The sequence below is a fragment of the Janthinobacterium sp. FW305-128 genome (genome assembly GCF_020858135.1).
Classification (GTDB): Bacteria; Pseudomonadota; Gammaproteobacteria; order Burkholderiales; family Burkholderiaceae_D; genus Janthinobacterium.
Genome location: NZ_JACYMK010000009.1, coordinates 42,954 through 60,243, shown reverse-complemented (window position 1 = coordinate 60,243; position 17,290 = coordinate 42,954). Strand labels below are relative to the sequence as shown.

The 17,290-nt window shown below is 63.8% G+C and carries 14 protein-coding genes; 9 read left to right on the top strand and 5 right to left on the bottom strand.

All coding sequences use genetic code 11. From position 1 onward, the window contains the following. Window positions 1-5: 5 nt before the first annotated feature. The 5 genes from IGS60_RS18950 to IGS60_RS18930 form a co-directional block, all read right to left on the bottom strand. Window positions 6-1,181 carry an efflux RND transporter periplasmic adaptor subunit gene (locus IGS60_RS18950; RefSeq protein WP_230505841.1) on the bottom strand — a complete coding sequence of 392 codons (1,176 nt, stop codon included), beginning with the start codon at window positions 1,179-1,181 and terminating at the stop codon, window positions 6-8. Between the two features lie 73 nt (window positions 1,182-1,254). Then, on the bottom strand, window positions 1,255-2,733 hold the full coding sequence (locus IGS60_RS18945; RefSeq protein WP_070312446.1) for an efflux transporter outer membrane subunit: 1,479 nt from the start codon (window positions 2,731-2,733) through the stop codon (window positions 1,255-1,257). Window positions 2,734-2,915: 182 nt separating this feature from the next. Continuing rightward, complete coding sequence (locus IGS60_RS18940) at window positions 2,916-6,137, bottom strand: efflux RND transporter permease subunit (protein WP_070224700.1); 3,222 nt, start codon at window positions 6,135-6,137, stop codon at window positions 2,916-2,918. A gap of 3 nt (window positions 6,138-6,140) precedes the next feature. Further along, window positions 6,141-7,310: an efflux RND transporter periplasmic adaptor subunit gene (locus IGS60_RS18935; protein ID WP_070312444.1), complete on the bottom strand. Its 1,170-nt coding sequence runs from the start codon at window positions 7,308-7,310 to the stop codon at window positions 6,141-6,143. 238 nt (window positions 7,311-7,548) lie between these two features. Continuing rightward, window positions 7,549-7,974: a divergent PAP2 family protein gene (locus IGS60_RS18930; RefSeq protein WP_070224702.1), complete on the bottom strand. Its 426-nt coding sequence runs from the start codon at window positions 7,972-7,974 to the stop codon at window positions 7,549-7,551. A 246-nt stretch (window positions 7,975-8,220) separates the two neighbouring features. On the opposite strand from IGS60_RS18930, the gene IGS60_RS18925 reads away from it, so the two are divergent. The 9 genes from IGS60_RS18925 to IGS60_RS18885 all read left to right on the top strand — a co-directional run bounded on the left by IGS60_RS18925 (window position 8,221) and on the right by IGS60_RS18885 (window position 17,283). Beyond that, on the top strand, window positions 8,221-9,303 hold the full coding sequence (locus IGS60_RS18925; protein WP_230505840.1) for a DUF475 domain-containing protein: 1,083 nt from the start codon (window positions 8,221-8,223) through the stop codon (window positions 9,301-9,303). Window positions 9,304-9,402: 99 nt separating this feature from the next. Then, window positions 9,403-9,978, top strand: coding sequence for a TerD family protein (locus IGS60_RS18920; RefSeq protein WP_070290657.1), 576 nt, complete (start codon window positions 9,403-9,405; stop codon window positions 9,976-9,978). 131 nt (window positions 9,979-10,109) lie between these two features. Next, window positions 10,110-10,826 (top strand): TIGR00266 family protein, encoded by a 717-nt coding sequence (locus IGS60_RS18915; RefSeq protein ID WP_035826041.1) that lies wholly within the window; start codon window positions 10,110-10,112, stop codon window positions 10,824-10,826. Window positions 10,827-11,038: 212 nt separating this feature from the next. Then, window positions 11,039-12,076, top strand: coding sequence for an ATP-grasp domain-containing protein (locus IGS60_RS18910; RefSeq protein WP_230505839.1), 1,038 nt, complete (start codon window positions 11,039-11,041; stop codon window positions 12,074-12,076). Continuing rightward, window positions 12,073-13,230 carry a phosphoribosyltransferase domain-containing protein gene (locus IGS60_RS18905; RefSeq protein ID WP_230505838.1) on the top strand — a complete coding sequence of 386 codons (1,158 nt, stop codon included), beginning with the start codon at window positions 12,073-12,075 and terminating at the stop codon, window positions 13,228-13,230. Before IGS60_RS18910 ends, IGS60_RS18905 begins: the two co-directional genes overlap by 4 nt. After that, window positions 13,208-13,960 carry an HAD family hydrolase gene (locus tag IGS60_RS18900; protein ID WP_230505837.1) on the top strand — a complete coding sequence of 251 codons (753 nt, stop codon included), beginning with the start codon at window positions 13,208-13,210 and terminating at the stop codon, window positions 13,958-13,960. Before IGS60_RS18905 ends, IGS60_RS18900 begins: the two co-directional genes overlap by 23 nt. Next, window positions 13,957-15,063 carry a cysteine protease StiP family protein gene (locus IGS60_RS18895; RefSeq protein WP_230505836.1) on the top strand — a complete coding sequence of 369 codons (1,107 nt, stop codon included), beginning with the start codon at window positions 13,957-13,959 and terminating at the stop codon, window positions 15,061-15,063. The genes IGS60_RS18900 and IGS60_RS18895 overlap by 4 nt, the downstream gene beginning before the upstream one ends. Beyond that, a complete protein-coding gene (locus tag IGS60_RS18890) occupies window positions 15,056-16,042 on the top strand; it encodes an HpcH/HpaI aldolase/citrate lyase family protein (RefSeq protein WP_230505835.1) in 987 nt (328 codons plus the stop codon). Before IGS60_RS18895 ends, IGS60_RS18890 begins: the two co-directional genes overlap by 8 nt. Beyond that, entirely contained in the window at window positions 16,039-17,283 is a 1,245-nt protein-coding gene (locus IGS60_RS18885; RefSeq protein WP_230505834.1) for a TerD family protein, read from the top strand. Before IGS60_RS18890 ends, IGS60_RS18885 begins: the two co-directional genes overlap by 4 nt. The last annotated feature ends 7 nt before the right edge of the window (window positions 17,284-17,290 follow it).

Here is a 17,290-nt window from a genome sequence, read left to right as displayed (position 1 = left end):
GCGCCTCAGTGTTCCTGCGGTGTGGGCTGCGGATTATTGCGCGGCTCGACGACGTTGCTGATCACCACGGGACTACCGTTCTTGAGCTTGATCTGCCCGCTGGTGACGACTTGCTGCCCCTCGGTGAGCCCCGTCAGCACGGCCACCTGGTCGCCGCGCGTTTCGCCCGTCGTGACGAACACTTGCCGCACCACCAGCTCGCCCGCCTTCGGCGGTGGGGCGGCGGGAGCGGCGCTGCCCGGCGCGGCGGCCTTGTGCGCCTGCTGCGCCGGCTGCACGACGAAGACGGTGGAACCATACGGGTTGTAGGTGATCGCCGTCTGCGGCAAGGTCAGATACTGTTTCTTTTCTCCCACTTCCACCTTGACGTTGGCAAACATGCCCGGCAACAACTGCCGCTGGGGATTGGCCACCGTGGCCTCCACCTGCACATTGCGCGTGGCCGGGTCGACCTTGGAACTGATGGCGCTGACCTTGCCCGCAAACGCCGTGTTCGCATGCGCATCGCTGGACAGGTTCAGCACCTGTCCCACCTGCAGCCCGCCCAGCTGCTTTTGCGGAATATAAAAGTCCACATAGATGGGATCGATGGTTTGCAAGGTGACGATCTTGTCGCCGGGATTCAAATACTGGCCCGGGTTGACCGTGGTGATGCCGAGCTTGCCCGCGAACGGCGCGCGGATGGTTTTCTTGTCCACCAGCGCCGCCTGCTGGGCCGCCAGCGCCTTGCGGCTTTTCACGTCGGCCACGTCATTGTCGACCTGCGCCTGGCTGATCGCCTGCACGGCAAATTGCTGGCGGTCGCGCGCCAGCACGGACGCGGCCAGTTCGGCCGCCGCCTCCAAGGCGCGCAGCTGCGCCAGGTCGGCGTCCGCATTCAGCTGCAGCAACACTTGCCCCGCCTTCACTTCCTGGCCGGACTTGAAATGGATGGACCTGACGAGACCGGCGATTTCGCTCGTCACGTCGACGCCGCGCACGGCCACCAGGGTGCCCACGGACGCCAGGTGCGGCTGCCACTCGACCTTGCGGATGAGGGTCGCCGACACCGTTTCCGGCGCGGGCTTGGGCGAACTGGCCATGAGCTGGCGGATGTGCAGGAAAAATCCCAGCGCCAGCAGGGCAATCAACAGCACCACCGCCCCCAGCATGATGAGCATGCGTTTCGTGCGTTTCGTCATGGATACGCTCCTTGTTGTTGCTTGCGGCTGCCATTACGCGTGTCGTGTTGCAAGACCTTGCCTTGCCAGCCCGTCAGTCTGCCGCCATGGAAACGGCCTGCAGCGCAGGACGGTTCCACCAGCCGCCGCCCAGCGCCTGGAACAGCGCTGCGCTATCGGCATAGCGGGCCGCCTGCGCCTGTACCAGCCCCACCCTGGCCTGCTGGTAGGTGCGCTGGGCGTCCAGCAAGCTCAGGTAGCTGATGGCGCCCAGCTTGAATTGCTGCGTACTCAGCGCCAGCGATTCGCTGGCCAGCGCCTCCACCTCGGCTTGCTGCTGCAAGGCGGCGGCATCGGCCTCGAGGGCGCGCAAGCTGTCCGCCACATTCTGGAAGGCGGCCAGCACGGTGGCGCGGTAATCGGCCGCCGCGCCCTCGTAGGCGGCGATGGCGGCACGCCGCTGGGCGCGCAATGCGCCCCCATTGAAAATAGGCTGTGCCAGCCCGGCCGCCACGCCCCACACGGCAGAACTGGCGTGCAGCAGCGCGGGAACGCTGGTGGCCAGCGCGCCGGCATTGCCCGTCAGGGTGAACTGGGGATACATGGCTGCCGTGGCGACGCCGATCTGCGCGCTGGCTTGCTGCAGCAGCGCTTCGCTGGCGCGGATGTCGGGACGCTGACGCACCAGGGCCGACGGCAGGGAAACGGGCAAGTCCTGCGGCAGGCGCAGCGACGCCAGGTCGAATTCAGGCATGCCGGGCTCGCTGGGCAAGCGGCCCGCATACACGGACAGCTGGTGGCGCGTCAGGGCCAGCGCCTTTTCCAGCGGCGGCACGCTGGCCCGCGTCTGCGCCACCGTGTTGCGCTGGACCAGCACCGTAGCGCGGCCGATGGCGCCGAAGCGCAATTGCTGCTCGATCAGGTCCAGCTGCTTTTGCTGCGCGTCGAGTATTTCGCCGGTGGCCTGCAGCTGGGCGCGCAACGACGCTTCGCGGATGGCCGCCGTCACCAGGTTGGCCGTGAGGGCCAGGTACACGGCTTCGAGCTGATACTGCCGATAGTCGGCCAGCGCTTGCAAGCCCTCCAGCTGGCGCTTGTTGCCGCCGAATACATCCAGCGCATACGACACATTCACCGAGGCATTGTACAAATTGAGGACGCCGCCCGCCCCTTCCAGGCTGCTGTTTTTTTCGCGGCTGACGCCCAGCCGGGCGCCCACTTCGGGATACAGCAGGCGGCCGGACAGGGTGCGGTAGTTTTCATCGGCCTGGCGCAGGGCCGCCTGGGCCGACGCCAGGCCCGGACTGCGCGCGAGGGCGCCGCGCACCAGCTGGTCCAGCGCCGGCGACTGGAACAGCGACCACCATTGCGCGGGAATATCCTGGCCCGGCACGAAGCGCTGCGCCTGGCCGGCGGGACCAGGGGCGGCCACGGTGTGCGCCGGCAACGGTGCCGGCGTGTAGCGGTCGCCGCCAGGGGCGGCGGGAGGCCGGAAGTCCGGCCCGACGGCGCAAGCGGCCAGCAGGCATGCCATGAGGATGCCGAGTATGGGCTGCCGGATGCTGAAGAACATGGTGCTGGTCCGTTACGTTGCCGTGCCACATTGCCGTTGAAAAATATCGCAAAAGTATCGCGATACCAGGCTGGCGATCCTGCCCACCCGTCCTACGATTGTAGAGCACCAGACGTAAAAAGAGCCTTCCGAAGAAGGCTCTTTGACCTGGCACAAGGATTGCGCAGCCGAGGCTGCCTGACTTACTTTTGCAGGCTGACCGACGCCGCTTTCGGCGCGCGGCGTCCCATCAGGAACAGCACGGCCTTTTTCAGCATGCGGTAGACGAAGCGCACCATCAGCAGGGTCAGCACGCATTCGATCAGGGTCAATATCATGGCCACGACCACGGGCATGCGCGCGGCGCGGCGGTGGAACTTGGCCACGGCGCCATCGCGGGCGATCTCGATGCTGTCATAGAAGGTCGGCACGACCAGCAGGGTCAGAATCGTCGAAGTGATGGTGCCGCCGATGATGGCGATCGCCAATGGACGGTAGAACTCGCCACCCTCGCCCAGGCCCAGCGCGACGGGGAACATACCGGCGATCAGCGCGAACGTCGTCATCAGGATGGGGCGCAAACGCATGCGGCCCGCATACATGAGCGCATCTTCGCGGCCATGGCCCTCTTCCTCGCGCTTGCGCGCCGCGTCGAGCAGCAGGATGGCGTTCTTGGCGACCAGGCCCATCAGCATGATGATGCCGATAAAGCTCATCAGGTTGAGGGTGTTGTTCGTGATCACCAGCGCCACCACCACGCCGATCAGACTGAGCGGCAAGGACATCATCACGGCCACCGGCGCCGTGAAGGAACCGAACTGCATCACCAGGATCAAATACATCAGGCCGATACCCATCACCAGCGCGATCAGCATTTCCGTGAACAGCTCCTGCTGGTCCTGGCCAGCGCCGCCCAGCGCCAGGCCGTAGCCGGGCGGGAAGTCGATGGAGTTGGCCAGCTTCATGGCGTCGCTCGTCACTTCGCCATTCGAACGGCCCTGCGCATTGGCCGACACGGTGATCGTGCGCTTGCCATTCTTGTGCTCGATGCCGGACGGGCCCTTGCCCATGGTAATGGTGGCGATCTGGTCCAGCGGCACCATTTGCGAGGTGCCCGTCACGCTGATCGGCAGGCGCTCGATGTTTTCCGATGCCACGCGGTCGTCGGGATGCAGGCGCACGGCCACGTCGCGCGTTTCGCCCGTCGGATCGACCCAGTCGCCCACTTCCACGCCGGCAAAGGCCACGCGCAACGATTGCGCCGCATCGTTGACGGAAATGCCCATCGAGTTGGCCAGACCGCGGTTGAGCTCGATCTGCAGCTCGTTCTTCGGGTCCTGCTCCGACAAGCCCACGTCAACGGCGCCGGGAATGGCGCGCAGCTTGTCCATGTAGGCGTTGGTAATTTCCATGAGTTTACGCGAATCCGGGCCCGTGAATTCCACCTGGATCGGCTTTTGCGAACCGTTGCTCAAGTCATCCTGCACCACGTATTCGGCGCCCACCAGGCGCGACATCTTCTCGCGCAGCTCGACGGCGATTTCCTTGGCCGAACGCTTGCGCGTGTTGCGCTTGCCGATGTCGACATACACGCGGCCGCCGCCCGCATTGATGGAGCTGTTGGTATCCTTGGTTTCAGGCAAGGTGCGCGCCAGCACGGCCGCCGCTTCCAGTTTCAGACGCGAATACTCGATGCTGCTCGACGATGGCGTGCGCACATTGATCATCAGATTGCCCGAATCGGATGCCGGCAAGAAACTCGTGCCGCCATGCGTGATGTGCAGGGCGATGGCGCCCGCCAGGCTGATGACGGCGATGAAGGCCATCCAGCGGCGGTGGTGCAGGGCCCAGGCGATCACGCGGCCATAGCGGTCGGCCTGATGGTCGAACCAGTGGTTGAATTTATCGAGCACGCGGCCGATGCCCTTTTTCGGCGCCGAGTGCTCTTCCACCGGGTCGCCCCAGTAGGCCGACAGCATCGGGTCGAGCGTAAACGAAATGCCCAGGCTGACGAGCACCGAGCACGTCACCGTCAGGGCGAACGGACGGAACCATTCGCCCGAGATCCCCGGCATGAAGGCCACGGGAATGAAGACGGCGATGATCGAGAAGGTCGTGGCGGCCACGGCCATGCCGATCTCGGCCGTACCTTCCAGCGCGGCCGTGCGGCGGTCCTTGCCCATCTGCATGTGGCGCACGATGTTTTCACGCACGACGATGGCGTCATCGATCAGCACGCCGATGGCCAGCGACAGGCCCAGCAGGGTCATGAAGTTCAGGGTAAAGCCGCACAGCCACACGGCGATGAAGGCGGCAATCACGGACGTGGGCAGGCTCAGCGCCGTGATCAGGGTCGAACGCCACGAGTTCAGGAAGGCGTAGACGACGAAAATCGTCAGCACGGCGCCCAGGACCAGCGATTCGATCACATTGTTCAAGCTATGCTGGGCGTTTTCGCCGCCATCGCGCGTCACTTGCAACAAGGTGCCTTTCGGCAAAGTCTTGTTGATGTCCGCCACCATGTCGCGGATCTTGTTGGCCACGCTGACGGTGGACGCGTCGCGCACGCGGGTAATCGAAATGCCCACGTTGGGCTTGCCGCTGCGCATGCTCAGGCTGTTGACTTCGGCAAAGCCGTCCTCGATGGTGGCCACTTGGGCCAGGCGCACGATTTCCTCGCCGCGGCGCTTGATCACCACTTTCTCGAAGTCGCTTGGCGACTCGATGCGGCCCACGAGGCGGATGCTTTTCTCGTCCAGGGTGCCGCGCACCTTGCCGACGGGGGCATTCGTGTTCTGGTTGCGCAGGGCGGTGACGACGTCGCTGACGGACACATTGTATTCACGCAGTTTCTCCGCCCGCAGCAGCACGGACAGTTCGCGCTTGAGCGAGCCGCCCACGTTGACCAGCGCCACGCCATCGACAGTGCGGAAGCGGTCCGACAGCACGTCTTCGGCCAGGCGCGAAATTTCCGCATGGCTTTGCGAGTTCGACGACAGCGCCAGCTGCATGATCGGCTCGGCAGCCGGGTCGATGCGCTGCAGGATGGGCTCGCGCATTTCCGTCGGCAACTTGTAGCGCACGGCGGCAATCGCATTGCGGATATTGTCGGACGCCTCGATCAAATTCGTATTGAAGGAGAACTTCAGGAAGATGCTGGCCGCACCCTCATTCGAGTCGCTGTTGACCTCGGTCACGCCGGAAATGCTTTGCAGCGACTTTTCCAGGCGGTTCACCACTTCGCGCTCGACCGTGTCGGGCGATGCGCCAGGGTAAGGAATGCTGACGACGATGAACGGCACTTCGACGTCCGGATTCTGGTTGACGCGCAGTTTCTTGAGCGCCAGCAAGCCGACGCACATCATCGCCAGGATCAGGACGATGGTGGCGGTGGGCCGCTTGATACTGAAATCGGAAAGGAACATGGCTTAGTTTCCTTTACCGGCAACGGCGGCGCTGCTGCTGGCCATGGCGGCGGGCACGGCCTTGGCTGCCGTCAATTCCACTTTCTGCCCATCCTTGAAGGTCGAACCGGGCGTGCGCAGCACGGTGTCGCCGCTGGCCAGGCCGCTTTGCACTTCCCACTGGCCCGTGCGCACGTCGCGCGCGCCGATGCGCAAGTTAGTTTTATGCAAGGCCTTGTCCTTGACTTTCCACGTGTACGTGACGTCGCCCGCCTTCACCAGAGCCGAATCGGGGATCATCAGCGCGCTGACGGTTTCCGTCTCGATACGGCCTTCCGCGTACAGGCCGGCCACGCGCGGCTGTTGCTTGTCATTGAAATCGACGAGCACGGCCACCTGGCGCGTGACGGCGTTGGCGGCAGGATCGACGCGGCGCACCTTGCCCGCGAAATCCTGGCCGGGATAGCCATTGATGCGGAACAGCACAGGCTGGCCCACCTTGACGACGCCGATCTTGTCGGCCGACACCAGGCCCTCGAGGCGCATGCTGGTCGGATCGATGACCTTGATCAATTCCTTGCCGATTTGCGCCGTATCGCCATTCGATACCTTGCGCTCGCTCACGATGCCGTCGAACGGCGCGCGCACGAGGGTGCGCTGCAGCTGCTGGCGCGCCTGGGCGGCGCGGCTCTTCGCGGCGGACAAATCGCTTTGCGCATTGTTGCGGCGGATTTCCGCGTCTTCCAGCGCCTGCGTCGACGTCATGCCCGAGGCGCGCAGGGTTTTCATGCGCTGGAACATGCGTTCGGACTGCTCCAGCACCTGGCTCGAGGCGCGGCTGGCTTCCTCGGCCGAATTGAGGCTGTCGCGGATGGCCGTTTCGTCCAGGCGCACCAGCACGTCGCCCCGTTTGACGATTTCGCCGTTTTCCTTCATCACCTGGATCACCACGGCCGACACTTCGGCGCGCAAGTCCGCGTTGCGCTCGGGCTGCACGGAGCCGGTGATGACGGGGCCCGATGCCAGCGCATTGCTCTGGATGGTCAGCAAGTCTTCCGGGGACACCAGCAGATTGACGCTAGCGCCCGCCTGTTCCTTGCCATCCTTGCCGCCCTTGCCGGGATCTTTGGACTCTTTGCCACAGGCGGCCAAGGCAGAAGCAATTGCCAGAACAAACAGGGTTTTGCGCAACATGGGTATTTCTCCGGATAGATAGCGCCACGGCCGTCCCGGCGGCCCGGATAGGGCTGCAGGCGATGGCAGGCATATATTTTTATTAAAACCACAAGCGCCAAAGTATCCATGAGCGCATCCGGCCATGTCAATCGGCCGTTTCCTGTAATGCTTTAATCAGTGGATGAAACGTAGTTTTTGCGCCCTGAAACGCAAAACCCCGCCTTGAAGCGGGGTTTTGACTAGAGGAAACGAGTGCTTAGCGGGCAAACACGTAATTGATCAGGAAACCGATGGCCACGCCCGTGCACAGGCCGCCGGCGATCTCCACCAGGGTATGGCCCATGCGCTCGCGCAAGGTCTTGTGCGCGGGGCTGGCCGCTTCCCCCGCCAGGCGGTTGATGGCGGCCGCCTGCTTGCCCACGTGCTGGCGCAGGCTGTTGGCGTCGATGATGACGATGAAGGCCAGGGTCACGGCCACGCCGAAGGCGGGATGGCCTATGCCTTCGCGCAAGGCGATCAGGGTGGCCATGCTGGACACGACGGCGCTATGGTTGCTGGGAAAGCCGCCATTGCCGACCAGGCCGAACGCCCATTGCCGCGTGCGGACACTGTTGATCAGGAATTTGATCGGTCCGACCAGGATCCAGGTGATCAGGGGCGTGACGAGGTAAGCGATATCCACGGGGTATTCCTTCTTCTATATATGTCGAGAGTGTGCAAGAGACTGCGGCAGCCGGATGGGCGCGCCGCAATTATCGCAGATCGTCCGCGCCAGCAGAACTGTCTGTCGTCGCTCTATAAAACGCCGCCCCGGGCGGCAACTAATATAAAATCATGGCATATACAACAATTGACGTATATCAATACTGAGCGCGGCGCGCACAGCGGCGCGGATAATCAAACGTCTTTCACTTGCAACGGGGTACTCATGCGGCATTTCAGAATTTCCTTTTTAGTCACTTTTGTCCTGATGGCGGTGTCGGGCTGGTGGGGTTACAGCCATGGCGGCATGCCCGGCCTGATCAATGCGCTGTGGATCACGGGCGTGCTGGGCGTCATGGAAGTGTCGCTGTCGTTCGACAATGCCGTGGTGAATGCCTCCGTCTTGCGCCACTGGAATGAATTCTGGCAAAAACTGTTCCTCACGGTCGGTATCCTCGTGGCCGTTTTCGGCATGCGGCTGCTGTTCCCGCTCGTCATCGTTTCCGTCGCCACGGGCCTGGGCCTGGTCGACGTGTGGACCATGGCCACCACCACGCCGGACGTGTATGCCAAGCACCTGACGGACAACCATGCGCAAGTGGCGGCCTTCGGCGGCGCCTTCTTGCTGCTGGTGTTCCTGAACTTCCTGTTCGACGACGAGAAGGAATTGCACTGGCTGGGCTGGGCCGAGGAAAAAGTCAACGCGCTGGGCACGGAAAGCCTGGCCGTCCTGATCACCATGGGCGCCGTGGCCGCCTGCGTGGCCATGGGTCCTGCGCAAGCCAAATACAGCGTGCTCGCCTCGGGCATCGTCGGCATCGCCGTCTACATCGGCGTGAACTGGATCAGCGGCTTGCTGGAAGAAGGCGAGCCGGACTTGCAGGATGACGCAGAAGAAGGCGCCGCGCCCGCCAAAAGCGGCAATGGCGACCTGGTAAAGACGGTGGCGCGCGGCAGCATCGGCGGCTTCCTGTACCTGGAAGTGCTGGACGCCTCGTTCAGCTTTGACGGCGTGATCGGCGCGTTCGCCATCACCAACGACGTCGTCATCATCATGCTGGGCCTGGCCATCGGTGCCATGTTCGTGCGCTCGATGACAGTGTACCTGGTGCACAAGGGCACCCTGGACGAATTCGTCTACCTCGAGCACGGCGCCCACTATGCGATCGGCATCCTGGCCTTGATCATGCTGGCGTCCGTCAAGTACCATATTCCGGAGTGGTTCACGGGCCTGTCGGGCGTGGCCTTCATCCTGGTCTCGCTGTGGTCGTCCTTGCGTTACCGCAAACGGCACGCGGCACAAGCTTGAAATCGGGGGTTCCGCCCCCAATTGAGAGAGTGATGGCACGAGCGCCTTGCGCTCATCCCATGAAGGCATGATCAAGTTTAATTATTTAAGGAGCACCACATGGCAATCAGTTTGCAAAAAGGCGGCAACGTCAACCTGAGCAAGGAAGCACCGAACCTGAAGAAGATCATCGTCGGCCTCGGCTGGGATCCTCGTTCGACGGACGGCGCCACCTTCGACCTTGACGGCAGTGCTTTCCTCCTGAAAAACGACGGTAAAGTCCGTGGCGACTCTGACTTTATCTTCTACAACAACCTGAAGTCGACCGACGGTTCCGTCGTGCACACGGGCGACAACACGACCGGCGAAGGCGAAGGCGACGATGAGCGCATCGAAATCGACCTGACCCGCGTGCCTGCCGACATCGACCGCATCAGCATCACCGTCACCATCCACGACGCCGACGCGCGCCGCCAGAACTTCGGCATGGTCTCGAAAGCCTTCATCCGCTGCCTGAACGCGGAAGGCGAAAAAGAAATCGCCCGCTACGACCTGTCCGAAGACAGCTCGACGGAAACGGCGATGATCTTTGGCGAAATCTACCGCTACAACGGCGAATGGAAGTTCAAGGCCATCGGCCAGGGCTTCAACGGCGGCCTCGGTCCCCTCGCCCGCTCGTTCGGCGTCAACGCTTAAATTTACGCTCATTAAACCTGCTGCGCCGCGCATGGAACGTGCGCGCGACGGTTTTCCGGGGTGAATTGCACTTTTGTCATATCATTACTGCCGCCTGCACAGATCAGGCGGCTTTTTTTTGGAGATTTATCATGCCAGTATTTAGTGTCACGGGCGACGTCGATCCCTTCCTCCACGTCAGCATGAAGCAGGGCGAAACCATCTATTGCGAATCGGATGCGATGGTGATGATGGAAACGGCGCTCGATTTGAAGGGCAAGATGACGGGCGGCCTGGGCAGCGCCATCATGCGCCGCTTCGCCAACGGCGAATCATTCTTCCAGCAGCACATCGAAGCGGTGCGCGGCAGCGGCGACTGCCTGCTCTCGCCCACCCTGCCGGGCGCCATCGAAGTGGTCGACGTGGGCGCGCGCCAGTACCTGCTCAACGACGGCGCCTTTGTCGCCGCCACCTCGGGCACGGAAATGAAAGTGCGCACGCAAAGCATCGGCAACGCACTGTTCGCGCAGTCGGGCGGCTTCTTCGTCATGGAGACGGCCGGCACGGGACAAGTGGTGGTGTCGGGCTTCGGCTCCATGTTCCAGCTCGACGTCGAGCCGGGCAAGGACGTCGTGATCGACAATTCCCACGTCGTGTGCTGGGACAACAGCCTGAAATACGAAATTTCCGTGACCACGGGCGGCGGTGCCAGCGGCGGCGGCATCGGCGGCTTCCTCGGCAATATCGTCAACAGCGTGACCAGCGGTGAAGGCATCGTGCTGCGCTTTTCCGGCTCGGGCAAGGTGTTCATCTGCTCGCGCAACCGCGACGCCTTCCTGAAGTGGACGGCCAGCGGCAAGGCCGGCTGATTCCCAAACGCCCGCCAAAACCGTCGCGAGCGGATGGGGACGTGGCCGAGAAGCGCAACTGTGCGGAGGCACAGTGAGCATCGCAGGCCGCGTCCACGACGCGCAGCAGGTTTGGGCTGGCGTTTTTCTAAGGCCATGTTAAGTTTTTCTGGCTACACTGCCCGCGCGCGCACCTGCGCGCGGCTTCTCCTATTTCCACCCGGTCCCCGTACATGCAAAGAGTCTGGTTCAACAAAACATTTTCCTCGGTCGGCACGGCCATGCGCCTGATCCGCGAAGCCGATAGCGCCGCGACCAGTGGCGCGCCCCGCTATCACATCGTATGCAGCAATACGAACGCCCATGCGGCCGCCTTTTTGTCGGCGCACGAATACGCGGTCGAACCGTCGGGCCTGACGGGACACAACTATGTCGAGTGGTGCCTGGAATTTTGCCGCGACCGGGGCATCACGATTTTCTGGCCCGGCAAGGAAGCGGGCCTGATCGGCAGCGCCAGCGCGCGCTTCGCCGCCATCGGCACGCGCGTGCTCAGCGTGGCCAGCGAAGACACCCTGACCCTGATGCATGACAAGGCGCGCTTCTGCGAGGGCCTCGACCTGCCCATGGCGCGCCCGGCCGACTACCGCGCCGTCACCACCATTGAAGAATACGACGCCGCCTACGCCGAGCTGCGCCCGCTGCACCGCAAGCTGTGCATCAAGCCGTCCGAATCCGTGTATGCCCTGGGCTTTGCCATACTCGATGAAGAACGCACCAGCGCCCAGCTGCTGCTGGCCGGCGCCGCCTACCAGATCAATGCGCAGGAGCTGCGCGCCGGCCTGGCGCAGATGGGTACATTTAAAACCCTGCTGCTGATGGAATACCTCGACGGCCACGAATACAGCGCCGACTGCGTCGCCGACCAGGGCAAGCTCATTTGCGCCGTGCCGCGCAAGAAGCTGCATGGAGGCGGCAGCGGCCAGCTGATCGAACTGCGCGACGACCTGCTGGCGGCCTGCGACAAACTGGCGCGCGACTACCGGCTCAATGGCGTGTTCAACATCCAGTTCCGCGAAGGGGCGAACGGCCTGGCGCTGCTGGAAATCAACCCGCGCATGTCGGGCGGCATCGGCATGGCCTGCGCGGCCGGCCCCAACCTGCCCTACCTGGCGCTGGCCGGCTTCGACCAGGGTTTCGACAAGCTCACCGCGCCCGCCATCCGCGATGGCATGCGCGTGGGCGAAGCCGCCTATGCCGTGGAGCTGCCATGAACCTCGTCAAGCAGCAAATGCCCACGGGCGAGCTGACCCTGAAAGTGGACGAGGCGCGCTTTCCGCTGGACTGGCTGATCGGCTTTGCCGCGCGCGCCAACGCCAAGCGGGGCTTTTTGTTCCTCTCGAAGGTGCTGGGCAAGCACTGGCCCGTCACGCCGCGCGCCATGCAAGCCATCCACGACGACCTGGCCGCGCAGATTCCCCCCAGCCTGCCCGGCCCCGTCGTCTTCATCGCCATGGCGGAAACGGCCGTCGGCCTGGGCCAGGGCGTGTTCGAGGCCTGGCTGCGCGCCAACCCCAATGGCAAGGCCTTGTTCCTGCACAGTTCGCGCTACCGCGTGGGCACGGTGCCCTTCTTCGAATTCGAGGAATCGCACAGCCACGCGCCGCGCCAGTTTTTGCATTTGTCGGACGCGGCCAGCGCCCTGTTTTCCACGGCCCGCAGCCTGGTGCTGATCGACGATGAAGCGTCGACCGGCAACACCTTCGCCAACCTGGTGCAAGTGTGCCGCGCGCGCTATCCGCAACTGGAAAAGCTGCACCTGGGCGTGATCACCAACTTCATGGGCCAGGCCGCCAACGCGGGCTTGAGTGAGCGTTTTGGCCTGCCCACGACCATCGGCGCGGCGCTGTCCGGCCACTACGCCTTCCAGGCCGGCGCCGCGCCCGCTCCCGTGGCGGCCAGCGCGCAGCGCTTCGAGGCGAACGAAGAACGGGGTGCCAGCCCCGCGTTCGGGCGCATCGGCGTGGGACGCGCCTTGAATCCGCCGCAAGGCCTGGCCGTGCAGCTGGCGCAGGAAATCGGCGCCGGCGATTCCGTGCTGGTGCTGGGCACGGGCGAATTCATGCACCCGTCGTTTTTGCTGGCGCGCGAACTCGAAGCGCTGGGCAAGAACGTCGTGGTGCAGTCGACCACGCGCTCGCCCATTTTGTCGTGGGGCTCCGTCGGCCATATCGTCCACTGCGACGACAATTACGGCGAAGGCATCGCCAATTACCTGTACAACGTGGCGCCTGGCCAGTACCAGCACGTGTTCATCTGCCATGAAACCCCGGCCAGCCCCGCCCTCATGCAACTCGCCGGCCAATTGAACGGCCGGCTGTTCCACTTTCAGTCAGAGACCAAAATTGAAGAAATTCCTGTTTGTTGATCTGGACGACACACTGTTCCAGACCCCGAAAAAATGCCCTGGCGAGACCGATTTGCAAGCGGCCGCCTATCTGAAAAATGGCGACGCCTGCTCATTTACGACGGCGCGCCAGCGCGCCTTCTTTGAATTCGCGCAAGGCGGCATGACATTGATCCCCGCCACGGCGAGAAATGGCGACGCGTTCCGCCGCGTCGACCTGCCGTTTACCAGCTACAGCGTGCTCGATTACGGCGGCATCGTGCTGCAGCCGGGCGGCGCGCTCGATGCGGGCTGGCTGTCCCTGATGCAGGACGACATGCAGACGGCACTGCCCGGCCTGCGGGACGCCATGCGCATCATCGACGATTTCCAGGCCAGGACGGGCATGCCTTCGCGCGCGCGCCTGATCGAGGACTACAACACGCCGTTCTACATCGTCGTCAAGGACCATGAAGCGCGCGGCGAACGCCTGGCCGACATCGAAGAGCAGGTGCTGCAGCAGTGGATCGCCGGCGAAGGCGCCGACTACTTCATCCACCGCAACGGCAACAACCTGGCCGTGCTGCCGAAAACCTTGAACAAGGCGCGCGCCGTGGCCTACCTGCGCGCGGAACTCGAAGCCGAACACGGCCCCATCGTCAGCTTCGGCATGGGCGACAGCCGTTCGGACGCCCGCTTCATGGCCGCCTGCGACTACGCCATCATCCCCAACGGCACCCAGCTGGCGGCACTCACGGTGGCGGCGCTATGACCGACAGCACGCAGCATTTCAGCGGCAGCTACCGCCAGGAAGACGTGGAGTTTCTGTTGACGCCGATGGCGCTCGAACCCATCCTCGACCTGGCCGAAAAAGAGCGCTTGATCCAGTCGGGCCAGCGCCACTACAGCGAGATGCTGTCGCCGGAGTCCCTGCCCTCGCCCGCCTACCTGGCCCTGTTCCAGAGCGCATTTGCCGCCAACCGCCTGCAGATGGCGCGCGACTGCCTGCGCCTGGCCGCCCTGATCGCGGCGCGCCGCACGGGGCCCATCACGCTCGTGTCGCTGGCGCGCGCCGGCACGCCCGTGGGCGTCATCCTCGGGCACTTGCTGCGCCAGGTCTTCCAGCGCAAGTGCAGCCATTATTCCGTCTCCATCATCCGCGACCGCGGCATCGACGCGAACGCCCTGCAGCACATCCTGGCGCAGGGCCATGCGGCCGACTCCATCGTCTTCGTCGACGGCTGGACGGGCAAGGGCGTGATTTCGCGCGAGCTGCGCCAGACGGTCCACGATTTCAACGCGGCCAATGGCACGGCCATCGACGGCGGCCTGTTCGTGTTGTCCGACCTGGCCGGCACGGCCGCCTGCGCCGCCTCGTCGGGCGACTACCTGATCCCGTCGAGCATCTTGAATGCCACCGTCTCGGGCCTGGTGAGCCGCTCCGTATTGAATGATGCCATCGGCCCGGACGACTTCCACGGCTGCGTGTATTACGCGCAGTTCGAACAGCACGACCAGTCGCGCGCTTTCGCCGACGGCCTGGTGGCCGACGCCATGGCGATTGCCGCCAGCAGCGGCATTCCGCTGGCCGAAGCGAGCGATGCGCCAGCCATGGCGGCCCGCTCGCAAGCCTACATGGCCGCCGCGCAGCAGCAATACGGCATCAGCGACATCAACCTGATCAAGCCAGGCATCGGCGAAGCGACGCGCGTGCTGCTGCGCCGCGTGCCCGAGCGCCTGATCGTGCGCGACACGAATGCGCCGGACGTGGCACATTTGCTGCTTCTGGCGCAGGAAAAAGCCATACCCGTCATAGTAGAACCGGCGCTGCCTTACCAGGCGGTCGCCCTTATCAGGAGCGCAGTCGATGGATAACAACTCCCTACACCCGAAAAGCGAACATAAAGCGGCGCTGGGCGCCTCCATGTATGTGCCGACCACGCACAAGGACTTGCTGGCGATCGCCAATGGCGACAAATTCAGCCATTTGCGTTCGGTCATCCTGTGCACCGAAGACGCCATCGCGGAACGCGACCTCAGTTACGCGCTGTTCAACCTGTCGCTGGCGCTGCAAAACATGGCCGACGAATCGGACACCTTGCGCTTCGTGCGCGTGCGTAATCTCGAGGTGCTGGCGCGCGTGCTGGCCATGCCGGGCGCCGACAAATTGAGCGGCTTCGTGCTGCCGAAATCCACGCGCCACAATTTCGCCACGTATTTCGAGCTGGTGCGCCACACGCATCATTTGCTGATGCCGACCCTGGAAACGGCGGAAGTGTTCGACGACGAGGAAATGAAGCAGTTCCGCATCCTCCTGTCGGCGCCGGAAGTGCGGCGCCGCATCCTGGCCCTGCGCATCGGCGGCAACGATTTATTAGCCCTGCTGGGCCTGCGCCGCCCCACCAGCGGCACCATCTATCAAACGCCGCTGGGGCAGGTCATCGGCCGCCTGGTGACGATCTTCAAGCCGCACGGCTTCCAGCTGACGGCGCCCGTCTTCGAGCACCTGTCGCAGGGCAGCTGGCTCGATGCCGAAGTGGCGCAGGACATGGCGCACGGCATGATCGCCAAGACGGCCATCCACCCGGACCAGGTGCCGCAGATCGAGCGCCACTACCAAGTGGCGCAGTCGGACATCGAACTGGCGCTGCGCATCATCGACCCGGACAGCCCGGCCGTGTTCCGCATGCAGGAATCGATGTGCGAAGTGGCCACGCACAGCAGCTGGGCGCTGCGCATCATCGAGCAGGCGCGCCTGTTCGGCATCCGCCATGCGGCCGACAACGCCGCCGCGCACGTGCCGACTATCTCATTGACTCAACTCTCAAGCGACGAAGGGATTGCACGACCATGACCAATTTCACACGCGGACAAAAAGGCAAACTGGCTGACCTGGGCTTGAACGGCCCGTTTGCCGTCACGCTCGATATCGTTTCGGGCTCGATGGAAGTGGACGTCAGCTGCTTCGGCGTCGATGCGGCCGGCAAGCTGTCGGACGACCGCTACATGGTGTTCTACAACCAGAAAAGCGCGCCGGACAACGCCGTCACAGTGGAACTGAACGGCCCGCGCTCCGTGTTCCAGGTCGACCTTTCCCGCCTGCCCGCCGCCATCGACAAGCTGGTATTCACGGCCGCGACGGAACAGGGCAGCATGCGCGCGCTGGGCAACTCCAGCATGGCGCTGGGCCAGGCGGCCACGTTTGCCTTCACGGGCAATGACTTCCAGGACGAAAAAGCCGTCATCATCGGCGAACTGTATCGCCGCGACGGCAGCTGGCGCTTCGGCGCCGTGGGCCAGGGTTTCGCGGGCGGCCTGGCGGCGCTGCTGAAGCACTTCGGCGGCAGCGAGGCAGCGCAATCTTCTCCGTCGCCGGCTCCCGTGCCTGCGCCGGCGCCAGCGGCCCCGCCAGCGGCGAATAAAATCTCGCTCTCAAAAATTCGCCTGGAAAAGCGCGGCGACAAGATTTCGCTCGACAAGCGCGACAGCGGCGGCTATGGCCGCATCCGGGTCAATCTGAACTGGAACCAGAACGCGTCGCAAGGCCAGGCGCCCGCCTCAAAACTGGACACGGGCTTCCTGGGCAAGCTGTTCAACAAGCCGGCCGGCCGTTCGGGCGGCATCGACCTCGATATCGGCTGCCTGTTCGAGATGAGCAATGGCAGCAAGAGCGCCGTGCAGGCGCTGGGCAACAGCTGGGGCGCGTATGACAGGCCACCGTACATCCACCTGGAAGGCGACGACCGCACGGGCAGCGTCAGCAGCGGCGAAAACATCTTCATCAACGGCACCCATTTCGACCAGATCAAGCGCGTGCTCGTGTACGCGTTCATCTACGAAGGCGTGCCGAACTGGGCCGCAACGGATGGCGTCGTGACGATCGAGATTCCCGGCCAGCCGACCGTGGAAGTGCGCCTCGACACAGACAGCCCGCACGCCATGTGCGCCATCGCCATGCTGGAAAACCACGGCGGCAACCTGCAGGTGACAAAATTGGTGGAATACTTCGGCGGCCAAGGTAAAATCACGGCGCACCAGGCCATGGACGAGCGATACAATTTTGGCCTCAACTGGAAAGCCGGACGGAAAGACTAACTCTTTC

Coding starts and splice junctions, on each gene's coding strand:
- IGS60_RS18940 (WP_070224700.1), bottom strand. CDS start 6,137: ATGTTCCTTTCCGATTTCAGTATCAAGCGGCCCACCGCCACCATCGTC.
- IGS60_RS18905 (WP_230505838.1), top strand. CDS start 12,073: ATGAACCTCGTCAAGCAGCAAATGCCCACGGGCGAGCTGACCCTGAAA.
- IGS60_RS18915 (WP_035826041.1), top strand. CDS start 10,110: ATGCCAGTATTTAGTGTCACGGGCGACGTCGATCCCTTCCTCCACGTC.
- IGS60_RS18895 (WP_230505836.1), top strand. CDS start 13,957: ATGACCGACAGCACGCAGCATTTCAGCGGCAGCTACCGCCAGGAAGAC.
- IGS60_RS18885 (WP_230505834.1), top strand. CDS start 16,039: ATGACCAATTTCACACGCGGACAAAAAGGCAAACTGGCTGACCTGGGC.
- IGS60_RS18910 (WP_230505839.1), top strand. CDS start 11,039: ATGCAAAGAGTCTGGTTCAACAAAACATTTTCCTCGGTCGGCACGGCC.
- IGS60_RS18950 (WP_230505841.1), bottom strand. CDS start 1,181: ATGACGAAACGCACGAAACGCATGCTCATCATGCTGGGGGCGGTGGTG.
- IGS60_RS18890 (WP_230505835.1), top strand. CDS start 15,056: ATGGATAACAACTCCCTACACCCGAAAAGCGAACATAAAGCGGCGCTG.
- IGS60_RS18945 (WP_070312446.1), bottom strand. CDS start 2,733: ATGTTCTTCAGCATCCGGCAGCCCATACTCGGCATCCTCATGGCATGC.
- IGS60_RS18935 (WP_070312444.1), bottom strand. CDS start 7,310: ATGTTGCGCAAAACCCTGTTTGTTCTGGCAATTGCTTCTGCCTTGGCC.
- IGS60_RS18920 (WP_070290657.1), top strand. CDS start 9,403: ATGGCAATCAGTTTGCAAAAAGGCGGCAACGTCAACCTGAGCAAGGAA.
- IGS60_RS18925 (WP_230505840.1), top strand. CDS start 8,221: ATGCGGCATTTCAGAATTTCCTTTTTAGTCACTTTTGTCCTGATGGCG.